Annotated in this window: 8 protein-coding genes; 3 read left to right on the forward strand and 5 right to left on the reverse strand. The window is 71.0% G+C overall.

The annotated features are described in order from the left end of the window. Positions 1 to 14: 14 nt before the first annotated feature. Both AB0J36_RS14345 and AB0J36_RS14350 read right to left on the reverse strand, forming a co-directional pair. Positions 15 to 902 (reverse strand): DUF1996 domain-containing protein, encoded by an 888-nt coding sequence (locus AB0J36_RS14345; RefSeq protein WP_363660705.1) that lies wholly within the window; start codon positions 900 to 902, stop codon positions 15 to 17. A gap of 292 nt (positions 903 to 1194) precedes the next feature. Further along, positions 1195 to 1956, reverse strand: a complete 762-nt coding sequence (locus AB0J36_RS14350) for an SDR family NAD(P)-dependent oxidoreductase (RefSeq protein WP_363660706.1) — start codon at positions 1954 to 1956, stop codon at positions 1195 to 1197. Between the two features lie 189 nt (positions 1957 to 2145). Between AB0J36_RS14350 and AB0J36_RS14355 the strand changes: the two genes are divergently transcribed. Next, positions 2146 to 3030, forward strand: a complete 885-nt coding sequence (locus AB0J36_RS14355; RefSeq protein WP_357392658.1) for a helix-turn-helix transcriptional regulator — start codon at positions 2146 to 2148, stop codon at positions 3028 to 3030. A 9-nt stretch (positions 3031 to 3039) separates the two neighbouring features. Here AB0J36_RS14355 and AB0J36_RS14360 read toward each other — a convergent pair whose 3' ends face one another. After that, complete coding sequence (locus AB0J36_RS14360; protein WP_357133050.1) at positions 3040 to 4923, reverse strand: Xaa-Pro dipeptidyl-peptidase; 1884 nt, start codon at positions 4921 to 4923, stop codon at positions 3040 to 3042. 322 nt (positions 4924 to 5245) lie between these two features. Here AB0J36_RS14360 and AB0J36_RS14365 point away from each other — a divergent pair, with 322 nt between their 5' ends. Further along, positions 5246 to 8590, forward strand: a complete 3345-nt coding sequence (locus AB0J36_RS14365) for a S8 family peptidase (RefSeq protein WP_363660707.1) — start codon at positions 5246 to 5248, stop codon at positions 8588 to 8590. A 49-nt stretch (positions 8591 to 8639) separates the two neighbouring features. Here the strand turns inward: AB0J36_RS14365 and AB0J36_RS14370 are convergent, their stop codons facing one another. Next, complete coding sequence (locus AB0J36_RS14370; RefSeq protein ID WP_363660708.1) at positions 8640 to 9125, reverse strand: DUF2231 domain-containing protein; 486 nt, start codon at positions 9123 to 9125, stop codon at positions 8640 to 8642. Positions 9126 to 9225: 100 nt separating this feature from the next. Beyond that, entirely contained in the window at positions 9226 to 10239 is a 1014-nt protein-coding gene (locus AB0J36_RS14375) for an SEC-C domain-containing protein (RefSeq protein WP_357133056.1), read from the reverse strand. Positions 10240 to 10356: 117 nt separating this feature from the next. Between AB0J36_RS14375 and AB0J36_RS14380 the strand changes: the two genes are divergently transcribed. Then, entirely contained in the window at positions 10357 to 12426 is a 2070-nt protein-coding gene (locus tag AB0J36_RS14380; protein WP_357169322.1) for a phosphocholine-specific phospholipase C, read from the forward strand. The last annotated feature ends 47 nt before the right edge of the window (positions 12427 to 12473 follow it).

Raw genomic sequence — 12473 nt, forward strand, 5'->3', positions numbered from 1 at the left:
TCGGGTACGACGATTCAGATCGGTCGGCCGTCGTGTCCACACTTGATGACCGGACGGATGCAGTCCTGGACCCGGCGAGCCATCTCCGCGGTCGGCCAGGCGTTGAAGAAGTCGCCGTGCATCGTGTAGCCCGGCCCGGAGGCGAGCCGGAAGTGCGACGGGTCGCCGTTGACCGGGTACCGCAGCACCTGCCGCAGCTTCGGCACGTGCACCGGGTGGGTGCTCGGGCAGGCCTGGTTCACCGGGTACGCCAGGTGGCTCTTGTGGTCCGCGGAGTCCAGGTCGCGGCCGTTCCAGCACTGCGGGAAGTCCAGGTACGACTCCAGCATTGTGCCGGCCGGGCAGTTGACGAAGTCCTTGGACGGTGGCACCTGACCGGCGTGCAGGCAGGACCAGCGGGCGATGCTGTCGTTCGGGCCGGTGGCCTTCGCGTTGCCGGCGACGAGCCGCAGGCCCTGCGGGATCGGTTGGGTGTTGGCGACGACGTCGGAGCGCACCCCCTCACCGAGGTAGTAGAACGTGGCGATGGCCGGTTCCACCGCGACGTTGTCGCGGTAGAGGGTCGGCACCCAGTACGACGAGACGTCCACCGCCGGGTTGCAGGTGGTGGTGGACTTCACCAGGTCGGGCAGGGTGGTGGTGGCGTTCGTCGCCGTGCTGCCGAAGAAGCTGTGCATGTGCGAGGCCCCCGGCAGTCCGGGGAAGACGATCGGGTCGTCCGGCAGCCGGTGACTGTACGTGCAGTCGGCGGGGAACTCGGCGACCCGGATGACGTTGGCGACCGGGGCGGCGTCGGCCCGGTCGGTGGACGAGACCAGGTACGTGCCGAGGAGGGTCAGCAGGGCGCCGATCGCCACGGTGAGGCGTAGCCGGCGGGGGACGTGGGGTGCGGCCCTGTCCATCTGGTAACTCCTGTCGGGGGACGGGTCAGGGGCAACTCCGATGCCGCCGCCGAAGACAGCGGAGTGTGCCCTGGCCAGACTGGTGGTGGCCCGGTGGGCCGGTGCGAGAGAGCGCTCTCAGCAGTTCAAGCCTCACCCTGATGTCGAAAGTTGTCAATACGTCCCGCAGTTGCTGGAAAAATGACGACGACAGCACACCGGCCGGGCCCGTGGTGAGGGCCCGGCCGGCTGCCGCGCGGTGAACTATCTTCCTAGGATGCCCAAGCGGGTGTGCCCGCCGCCCCGGACGGTGTCAGCGTTCGCGACCGGGAAGCACCGCCAGAGCCTTCGAGCGCTGCGCGACGAGGTCCGCGTAGGTGCCGTCGCGCTCGGCCCAACGGTGCATGTGTACGCCCTTGACGAGGATTTCGCTCGGGGTGGGATTCGCCGAGAGCAGCTGCATGACCTCGGTGGCGAAGTCGTCGAGCGGCAGCGCGCGCGGGTTTACCTTCTCCTGACCGGCTGTCGCGACGGCCGGGGGGACGAGTTCGACGACGTCGACACCGGTGCCGTCGAGTTGCGCGCGCAGTGCCTCGGAGTAGGCGTGCACCCCGGCCTTCGAGGCGGCGTAGCTGGGCATGGGCGGGAACGGCAGGAAGGCGATGCCGGAGGTGACGGTGATGAAGGTGCCCGCACCCCGACCGACCAGATGCGGCGTGAAGGCGTCGATGACCCGGATGGTGCCGACCAGGTTGGTGTCGATCGTCGTCTGCGCCGCCGCGAAGTGCGCAGGGTCGCGAAGGTCTTCCAGGAGCATGGCACCCGACATCGTCACCACCGTGTCCAGCTCGGGGTAGCGGGCGAGCACGGCGTCCCGGGCGGATGCGACAGAGGCGCCGTCGGTGACGTCGATGCCGAACGTGCCGAAACCTTCCGTGGCGAGGTCCGCGAGGGCCTCGGGGTTGCGACCGCCAACGGCCACGGTGCTGCCCGCCGCGGCGAACCGCCGGGCCAACTCCCGCCCGATACCCGAGGTGCCGCCGACCATGAGAACTGTGCGGTTGGAGAGATCCACGAGATCTTCCCTTCGATCCAGAGGGCGCCGACGCGGAAACTCGCGGGCGCAGACGGTGCTGCTCGCTGTCCTTGCCGAACAGGGCGATCACCAGTCTTGACCGAGCCCGGCGGGGGTGGCAGGGCCCCGGTTTTCCCAGGTCCCACCAGGGCCCCTCTGCGGCACCCGCGCCGCACTACCGTGGTGACCATGAGGGAAGAGGAGTCGGGCGGCGGCCACCGGCTGGGCAGCTACCTGCGGGCCCGCCGCGAACTGGTCTCACCGTCGCAGGTAGGGCTGCCGAGCGGCGGCCGGCGCCGCGTACCCGGCCTACGCCGAGAGGAAGTCGCCCTGCTCGCCGGGATCAGCCCCGACTACTACCTGCGGCTGGAACGGGGGCGGGACAGGAACCCCTCACCGCAGGTTCTCGAATCGCTCGCGCGCGTCCTGCAGCTCGATGACATCGAGCGGATGTACCTGCTCGACCTCGCGGCGGCGCGCCCCCGGGCGCCGCGCCGCAAGCGGTCCGAGCAGGTACCGGCGCGCGTGTACGAGCTGCTTGCCCACCTTCAGGTCCCCGCGTTCGTCGAAGGACGCGCCTTCGACGTGCTGGCCTCCAACCCGATGGCCGTGGCGTTCTCCCCGCGCCTGCGGCCCGGTGAGAACCGGTTGCGGTCGCTCCTGCTCGATCCCGAGGAACGAGCCTTCCACCAGGACTGGACGAAGGCCACCGCCAACTTCATCGCCACCCTCCGCACCACCATCGGGGACGACATCGACAACCCCCGGTTCGTCGAGCTGGTGGGCGAACTCGCGCTGTCCAGTCAGCGGTTCCGCACCCTGTGGGCCCGCCACGACGTCCGCAATCTCGACGGAGGCACGACGACGGTGCACCACCCCGTCGTCGGTGACCTACGCCTGCACCGGGACAAGCTCCCCATCGAGGACGTCATCCTCGTCGTCTACTACCCCGACAAGGACAGCGACAGCGACGAGAAGCTGCGACTCCTCGCCGCACTCGCCCACACCGGGAGCGCCGACGACCAGACACGGGTGGGGCGGCCCGACGCGTCGTCGGACCGCCCCACCCGTTGACGGAGTCGATCAGAAACCGAGTACGCCCCGCCCGCCCACCACGGGCAGCCGCAGCTCGCTGTCGTTCGGGGCGACCCGCAGCTCGGTGCCGCCCAACGGCAACAGCGTGTACTCCTGATCGCTGGAGAAGACGACCACGCCGATCCGGTGGCCCGCCGGGAAGACGTAGTCCTTCGGCTCCATGGTCCACCGGTAGTCGTACAGCTTGCCCTGCTTGACCGGCGCGGTGCGCGCGGCGCTGACGCGGTTCTGCGGGTCCATCCAGCCGCGCGTCACCACGACGGGCGTGGCGGTCGACCCGGCCGGGCCGTAGTCGACCAGGTAGGCCGTGAGGTTGGCGTCCGGCTTGTTGTCGATAGCCATCCGCAGCCGCATCTCGGGGCGGCCGGAGATGCGCACGCTCTGCGCGAGCGTGGGGGAGCGGTAGGCGAGTCGGTTGGCGCTGGCCGTGTCCGGGTCGGCGACCAGGGTGTCCGGGTGGATCGTCCGTCCCTCGTCGACGAAGCTCTGCTCGATGCGGGCCTTCGGCGGCTTGGCAGTGGTGAGCGTGCCCGGGGCGGTGGCGTCGGTGGCGGCGAACCGCAGCCCGACCTCGCGTGCGGCCGGGTCGGGCCAGTTGGCGTACGTGGTGTAAACCCGGTCCTCGCGCTGGAGCACCGCCGTCGGTTCGTCCATGATGCCGTTGCGCACGTTCCACAGCCAGTAGTCGAACCAGCGGTTCTCGGTCTGCTTGTACGTCCAGGTCTGCCCGCTGGGCAGGGTCACCGAGGCGCTGCTGCCCGGCCCGCCGTGCCCGCCCTGGTGCAGCCAGATCTTGCGCGGTACGTGGCGCTTGGCCAGCTCGTCCCACCAGCCGGCGAAGTGCTCGGTCTTGACGTTCCAGTCGTTGAGGCCGTGCACGACGAAGACGCTGGCCTGAACGTTGCGGGCGTCGAGGTAGTCGCGGTCGCGCCAGAACTTCGAGTAGTCGCCGGTGACCCGGTCCTGCTCCTCGGTGATCTGCGCCAGCTCGTCGGCGCACTGCCCCTCGGCGCGTGCCTGCCCGGCCGTGTACTGGGCCAGGATGTCGAGGTCCTCGCCCTGGAACGTGCCGGGCGCGACCACCAGACCGTTGGCCCGGTAGTAGTCGTACCAGCTGCTGATCGCCGAGACCGGCACGATGGTCTTCAGGCCTTTGACCCCGGTGGTGGCCACCTGGTTGGGCAACGTCCCGTTGTAGGAGACGCCGGTCATGCCGACCGCGCCGGTGGTCCAGCCGGCGGTGACCGGGGCGCCGTTGGCGTCGTACCCCTTGGCCCGCCCGTTGAGCCAGTCGATGACGGCCTTGGTGCCGAGCGTCTCGGCCTGGTCACCGCTGGTCGGGCAGCCGTCCGAGTCACCGGTGCCGACGCTCTGGCCGAGCACCACCGCGTACCCGCGCGGCACGTAGTAGTCGTCCAGCGAGCCGGGCAGGTTGGCCTTGGCCTGGGCGCGCTGCGTGCCGGCGTCGAGCGCACGCCGGCCGGAGCGGTCGGTCAGGCCGTTCTGCGGCAGGTCGTCGACGAGCACGCTCGGGTACGGCACGTCGCCCCAGGTGCCCTTGCGGTAGGGGCTGTGCTCGAAGATGACCGGCACCTTGAAGCCCTCGGTGGCGGTCTCCCGCGGCCGGGAGATGTCGATCGCCACCCGGTCGGGACGACCGTCGTGGTCGGTGTCCACCGGGGTCTGGACGTACACCCGCTCCTCGATGGCGTCGGCGAGCGAGAACACCGGTTGGGTCATGCCGTCGGCCACGACGATGCCGGTGGGCGCGGACGCCGTGGGGCGGGCGGCTGCGGGTGTCGGTGTCGCGCTCAGGACCAGTGCGCCGGACACGCCGACGCTCAGAAGTGCCAGATGACGGGGTCGACGCACGCGCGTCTCCCTTCGGTCGGGCTGGTTGCCGGGTCTCGGCAGGGGCCAGTCGCGAAGATCCATTCGTCGCCATGCTAGGTGCGGGTGGACGTCGGCGTCGATCCCTTCGGGTGGCCGACTCCGGCCGTTCTCCCGATCGGGGTCGGCGGCGGTAACCGAATCGACATCGAACCAGGTGGGCCGTCGACACATGACAGGCAACGTTGTCTCGGTGGACGAAAAAACCGTCTTCGCGACCTCCCGAAGATCCGTCGCGCAGCCCTATGATCTTGCGGGAAGTCGTCCGAAGAGGCGCTTTCGTCCACATTAGACGAGGAGCAAAATGCTCAGGAGAACCCGGTTGCTGATGGCGGTCGCCGTCACAGCCACGACGCTGACCGCCCTACCGGGCGGCTCGGCCACAGCCGGCGGCATCGAACGGTCCGGCGCACCCGCCGCCTCGACCGACGGCAAGACGCACACCGTCACCCTGCTGACCGGCGACGTGGTGACCGTCCTCAGCACCGGCTCGGGCTGCCCGCAGGTCACGATCCGGCCGGTCGACGAGAACGCGGTGATCGACCAGAGCTGCGGCCCCGACGGGCATCTGCACGTCGTCCCCGCCCGCGTCGCGTCCCAGATCGGCTCGGTCCTCGACCCCGACCTGTTCGACGTCACCGCCCTGATCGCCGACGGGTACGACGACGAGAGCACCACCCAGCTGCCGGTCATCGTGCAGCCCGCCACCGCCTCCGCCCGGGTGGCCGCGCTCGCCGACGTGCAGACGCTCTCCAGCATCGGCGCCGTGGCCGGCCACGTACCCAAGAAGAGCCCGGCCACCGCGAAGCTCGCCACCAACTCGCTGCTGGCCGGCGCGAAGAAGGTCTGGTTGGACCGCAAGGTCCGCGCCACCGCCCTGCCCGCCGCCGCGAAGCCCGCCGGCCTGGACCGCAACCTGACCCAGATCGACGCGCCCGACGCCTGGAAGGCCGGCTACACCGGCAAGGGCGCCCGGGTCGCGGTGCTCGACACCGGCGCCGACTTCAGCCACCCGGACCTGGCCGGGCGGGTCGTCGAGCGGGCCGACTTCACCGCCGAGGGCGGTGACGCCGTCGACCACAACGGCCACGGTACGCACGTCGCCTCGACCATCGCCGGCACCGGCGCAGCCTCGCACGGTCAGCGTCGTGGCGTCGCGCCGGATGCCCAGCTCGTGATCGGCAAGGTGCTCGACGACCACGGCTCCGGCGAGGACTCCGGCATTATCCTCGGCATGGAGTGGGCGGCCACCCGGGCCGACGTCATCAACATGAGCCTCGGCGGCAGCCAGGCCGACGACGGCAGCGACCCGCTCTCGCTCGCCGTCGACGCCCTGAGCCGGCAGACCGGCACGCTGTTCGTCATCGCGGCCGGCAACAGCGGCGCGCAGATCTCCTCGCCCGGGTCGGCCGCCACCGCGCTCACCGTCGGGGCCGTCGACCGCGACGACAAGCTCGCCGACTTCTCCAGCCGGGGACCGCTGATCAACAACCACGCGGCCAAGCCGGAGCTGGTCGCGCCGGGCGTCGACATCGTCGCGGCCCGTGCCGCCGGCACCAACCTGCAGGACCCGATCGACAGGTACTACGAGTCGCTCAGCGGCACCTCGATGGCGACGCCGCACGTCGCCGGCGCCGCCGCGCTGCTCGCCCAGCGGCACCCCGACTGGACCGGCGAGAAGATCAAGGCCGCCCTGGTCGGCGCGTCCGACCCGCTGACCGGCATCGACCCGTACGCCATCGGAGCCGGCCGCCTCAACGCGGCCCGTGCCCTCGGCGGCCCGACCAGCGACCAGCCGGTGATCAACCTCGGCACGTTCGCGTACCCGCAGGCCGGGACCAGCGAGACGAAGCTGAGCTGGACCGGCGGGTCCACCCCGGCCACGACGGTCCTCGACCTCGACGTGTCGATCGTCAACCACGACGGCCAGAGCGTGCCGCGCGGCGCGGCGTCGCTGTCGACGAGCCGGGTGACCCTCAAGCGGGGCGCGACGGGGGCGGCGACGCTGCGGATCAACCGCGCGGCGCTGGCCAGCCGGCCGGGCCTCTACCTGGCCACCGTCACCGCCCGCACCGGCCGCAACGTGGTCGCCTCCACTCCGGTGAGCTTCTACGTCGAGCAGCCCAGCTACGACCTGACGATCCACACCAAGCCGATGCCCGGCCTGCGGGAGGGCGCGGACGCCTGGATCAACCTCATGGTCGCCAACCTCACCGACCCGCTGCTGTTCTACGGCGGAGCCGGTGGCACTCCGGGGGACACGTTCACCCTGCGGGTGCCGGCCGGGCGGTACTCGGTGCTCGGCGCGTCGATCGCCTACTACGTCGACAGCGACGTGCAGGAGAGCACCCTCACCGCCGCAGGTGACCTGGACGTGCGTGCCGACCGGAGCGTGACCCTCGACCCGGCGCAGGCCCGGCCGGTCACGGCGACCGTCGACGGGGCGGCCACCCGGACCACCCGGACCGACCTCACCACCTTCCAGACCGCGGTGAACGGCCTGCCGTGGTGGCACCAGATCAGCGGGTTCGGTGTGGCGACGGCGATCCGCAGCGTGGCGGTCCCGAAGCCCACCATCGGATCGCGGCGCACCTGGGCGGCCGTCAACATGGACTCGCCGGCCGGTACCGCGAAGCCGTACCGCTACAACATCGTGCACGAGTACACCGCCGGCGTGCCCGCCGACCCGTCGTTCCGGGTGACCAGGGCGGAGCAGGCCCGGCTGGCCCGCATCGACGAGCGGTTCCACCAGACCGACTCACCGGAGATGTACACCACGTTCGTCCGCTTTGGTGAGACTGTCGACGGGGTGCCGGTGACCCAGACCTTCGAGGGCGTCATGCCGCCGAACCGGACGTCGTACCTGTCACCGGAGATCGTCTGGGCCGACCAGGGTGTCTACGGCGGACTGGGGGCCATGGAGGCGCCGCGCCAGTACCGGCCGGGCAGCCAGCAGTCCAAGGTCTGGGCGCGGCAGCCGCTGCACTCCGACTGGTACGACGACCCGGCCGGTGACGGCTGGAGCTGCGCCAGCCCGCCGTCGCGGACCCAGGGCAACCTGCACCTGGACATGGTGACGCTGACCGACCAGCACCAGCGCGCCGACTGCCTGCAGGGTGAGGCGATCGGGGTGAAGCGCACGCTGTCGCTGTATCGCAACGGCAAGCTGGTCGAGCAGAGCGACCGGCCGATCGCCGACTTCACGGTGCCGCAGTCGATGGCCGACTACCGGCTGACCTTCGACGTCGACACCAGCCTCATCCTGCCGATCTCCACCAAGGTCAACACGTCCTGGACGTTCCGGTCCGCCGGGCCGGTCGGGACCGGCCGCGTGCCGTTGCCGCTGCTCGCGGTCGACTACGCGCTGCCGATGGACCACGACAACCACACCGTCGGCGGTCCGGCGGAACTGACCGTCCGGCAGGCGTACGGCGTCAAGGCGCAGAAGGTGACGTCGATGCAGGTGTGGACGTCGACTGACGACGGCGTCACCTGGAAGTCGGCCCGGGTCACCGGAAGCGGTGACAACTACCGGTTCGACCTGCCGAAGGTCGCCTCCGGGCAGGCCGTCTCGCTGCGGGTGAAGGCCGCCGGCAACGGCGGTAGCGGCATCGAGCAGACCGTCATCCGGGCGTACCACGCCGGCTGACGGGTGACGTGGTGTCGGCTCGGCTACGGCCGGGCCGACACCACCGCCGTCACTGACCCTCCCAGACCGCCTTCGCGCCGGAGTCGCCGGTACGGACCACGTAGTACACGGCGACGGCGGCGGCCACCACCGACAGCACCTGCAACGCCACGGTCACCGCCCGGTTGGCGGGTACGCCCTCGACGGCGCGCGGCGGGACGAAGCGGACCAGGGCCAGCGCCATGATTCCCAGCGCGATCGTCGCGTACAGGGTCATGTCCCCGAAATCCTGGTGCGCCTCCAGCTTCGGGACGAACTCCGGCGTCACCCGGTTCGCCGAGCGCAACCGCTCGAAGAAGGCGTCCCCGGTGAGCTTCGCCAGCAGCGCGCAGATGGGCGCGCCCACCGCGAGCAGCGCCAGCACCCAGCGCGTGTGCGGCCGGATCGGCGCGACGAGCGCGTAGCCGATCGCGAGGAGCGCCAGCAGCGGCACGAACACGACCGCGGCGTGCAGCACGAGCGGGTGGGCGGGGATGCCCTGGAACTCTTCGAACATTCGGCGACTCCTCCGGCCATGGCGGATCTCGATGATCCGCGGCATGGAGGCTATCGGTACCGATCGGGCGTGCCCAGAGTCGCGTACGCGGAGCCAGCACTCAGCTCCGTGAGCGCGGCAGGCAGTCCTTCTTGTACTTCAGGCCCGATCCGCACCAGCAGGCGTCGTTGCGCTCGGGTGGCCAGGGCACGCGGGCGGCGGGCCGCGCCGACACCTCGGCCGCGTAGCCGGCCCGGATCGCCGCGTCGGTCGGGTCGCCGTCGCGTCCACGGGCGAACGCGTCCAGGCCGGCCACCGTCGCCCGGTACACGCCCAGCCCGGTCCGGCCGGCGCCGGTCAGCCGTACCAACTCCTTCTCCAGTCGGGCCCGGTGCGCGTCCCAGTCCGGCCCGTACACGTCGGTCAGCTCGGGGTGGGCGGCGAGCAGCTCGTCGAACTCGTCGCGGGGCCAGAGCAGCAGATCCGACGCGCCGCCCTGGCGTTCCGAGACCTGGCGGACGAGCTGGTTCTCCAGCCGGTCGGCCAGATCGTCCTGCCGGTCGTGCGTCAGGTTGAGGTTGCGGCGTACCCGGTGGCGCTGTTGCAGCAGCAGGAACAGCACACCGGGGGCGTCCGGCGGACCGACCTCCGGGTCCGCCGTGGTGTCGCGCTCGGCGAGCAGTGTGCCGACCGCCTCGCTCAGCCACGTCTCGGCGGTCGACGACCGACCGGCCGCGTCCAGCGCCGCGCTCAGGTAGGCCGGCACGTCGGGCTGCGTGAGCAGCAACGGACGCAGCGCGGTCAGCTCGGCCATCGCCTCGTCGTCCCGGCCGCCGGCCTGGAACATCACCCGGGCCCGCAGCGCGCGGGCCACGCCCGCCCGGGGGTCGTCGACCGAGGGGTACGCCGCCAGCGCCTGATCCGCGTACCGCAGGGCCGCGTCGGTCCGGGCCCGGATCCGGGCGATCTCGGCGGCGAGCGTCAGGGCGTCCCCGGCATCGTCCGGATCCTCCAACCGGCCCTGCTCGACTGCCTCGGCGAGGTCGGCCGCGACACCGAGCGGGTCGGCCGCACCGAGCGCCGAGCGGCGCAGTTCGGCGAGGTCAGCCTTGGTGAGTACGTCTCTCGTCGGCACGATCTCACGGTACGTCGGAGGGCTCCCGTCCGGTCCAATTATGGTCATCTGCCGTCAACCCGCCCCCGATACCGTCCGGTCGCCAGTTTCTCGACCAGAGCACACAAAGGCGGAGTTATGGGCACGGTGGATCGGCGTACGTTCCTCAAGGCGATGGGAGTTCCCGCGATCGGCGCGGCGCTCCCGCTGGACCTCAGCAAGGCGCTCGCCATCCCGGCGAACAACCGGACCGGCTCGATCGAGGACGTCGAGCACGTGATCATCCTGATGCAGGAGAACCGGTCCTTCGACCACTACTTCGGCACCATGCGCGGTGTGCGCGGCTTCGGCGACCCGCATCCGGTGACCCTGCCGTCGGGCAAGGACGTGTGGCACCAGCCCGACGGCGCCGACGAGCTGCTGCCGTTCCGCCCCGAGGTGAAGGACCTCGGCCAGACCTTCCTGCCGGACCCGCCGCACGGCTGGAACGACGGGCACGCCGCCTGGAACGACGGCCGGTTCGACGGGTGGGTGCCGAACAAGGGCGTCACGTCGATGACGTACCACACCCGGCAGGACCTGCCCTACCACTACGCGCTCGCGGACGCGTTCACCGTCTGCGACAGCTACCACTGCTCGCTGATCGGGCCGACCGACCCGAACCGCTACCACATGTGGAGTGGCTGGGTCGGCAACGACGGCAAGGGCGGCGGCCCGGTCATCACCAACGCCGAGGCCGGCTACGACTGGTCGACGTACCCGGAGCGGCTGGAGCGCAACGGCATCTCCTGGAAGATCTACCAGGACGTCGGCACCGGGCTCAACGCCGCCGGCTCCTGGGGGTGGACGAACGACCCGTACATCGGCAACTACGGCGACAACTCGCTGCTCTACTTCCACCAGTACCAGAACGCGCAGCCCGGCACGCCGCTGGCGGACCGCGCGAAGACCGGCACCGAGATCCGTACCCAGGGCCGCGACCCCGAGGCGCTGCTGGCCGACTTCCGGGCCGACGTCGAGGCGGGACGCCTGCCGCAGGTCTCCTGGATCACCGCGCCCGAGGCGTACACCGAGCACCCGAACTGGGAACCGGCCTACGGCTCCTGGTACGTCTCGCAGGTCATCGACATCCTCGCCTCGCACCCCGAGGTGTGGAGCAAGATGGCGCTCTTCATCACGTACGACGAGGAGGGCGGCTTCTTCGACCACGTGGTCCCGCCGACACCTCCGCAGACGCGCGAGCACGGGCAGTCGACCGTGCCGACCACCAACGAGATCTTCCCCGGCGACGCCGACCACCCGGCGGGCCCCTACGGCCTCGGCATCCGCGTACCCATGATCATCGTGTCGCCGTGGACCCGGGGCGGCTATGTCAACTCGCAGGTCTTCGACCACACCTCGCTGATCAAGTTCCTGGAGACGCGGTTCGGGCACGGCCGGCCGGACCTGGTCGAGAAGAACATCACCCCGTGGCGGCGTGCCGTCGTCGGTGACCTGACCACGGCCTTCGACTTCCGGCACCCGAACCGCTCGCGCGACGTGAAGCTGCCGGACACCGATGACTTCAAGCCCGCCGACCTGGTCCGGCACCCCGACGAAGTGCCGGTGCCGCCGGCCGAGGGGCGGCTACCCAAGCAGGAGCGCGGCGTGCGCCCGGCGCGGGCGATCCCGTACGCCCTGCACGCCGACGGACGGCGGGGCGACGGCGAGTTCCGGATCGAGTTCCGCAACACCGGCGGCGCGGGAGCGGTCTTCCAGGTCCGTCAGGCCGGCAGCACGGCCGTGCCGCGCAGCTACACGGTCGAGCCGGGCAAGCGCCTGGCCGACACCTGGCAGGTCTCCTCCGGGTACGACCTGTCGGTGCACGGACCGAACGGCTTCTTCCGTCGGTTCGCCGCCGGTCGCTCGGATCTCGACATCACGCCCGCCTTCGACGAGCGGGGCGACAAGATCGAGCTCACGCTCACCAACCGTGGGCCGAAGCGGGTCGAGGTGACCGTTCGGGACGGGTACCACTCGCGGGCGGTCACGCTGTCGCTGCGCCCCGGTCACACCGAGCGCGCCACCTGGCAGCTGGCCCGCACGCACGGCTGGTACGACCTGACGGTCGCCGTCGCGGGTGACCCCGACTTCACGTACCGCTGCGCGGGCCACATCGAGAACGGCAAGGACAGCATCAGCGACCCGGCCCTGGGCGGGCTCGTCTAGCTGGTGTCGGCGTTACCCGGGCCGTTCTCGGCCCGGGTGGCGCGCGC

Source organism: Micromonospora sp. NPDC049662 (assembly GCF_040675055.1).
Classification (GTDB): domain Bacteria; phylum Actinomycetota; class Actinomycetes; order Mycobacteriales; family Micromonosporaceae; genus Micromonospora.

Excerpts from the sequence above, each read along its gene's own strand:
- AB0J36_RS14370 (WP_363660708.1), bottom strand. The coding sequence starts at position 9,125 with ATGTTCGAAGAGTTCCAGGGCATCCCCGCCCACCCGCTCGTGCTGCAC.
- AB0J36_RS14380 (WP_357169322.1), top strand. The coding sequence starts at position 10,357 with ATGGGCACGGTGGATCGGCGTACGTTCCTCAAGGCGATGGGAGTTCCC.
- AB0J36_RS14345 (WP_363660705.1), bottom strand. The coding sequence starts at position 902 with ATGGACAGGGCCGCACCCCACGTCCCCCGCCGGCTACGCCTCACCGTG.
- AB0J36_RS14365 (WP_363660707.1), top strand. The coding sequence starts at position 5,246 with ATGCTCAGGAGAACCCGGTTGCTGATGGCGGTCGCCGTCACAGCCACG.
- AB0J36_RS14355 (WP_357392658.1), top strand. The coding sequence starts at position 2,146 with ATGAGGGAAGAGGAGTCGGGCGGCGGCCACCGGCTGGGCAGCTACCTG.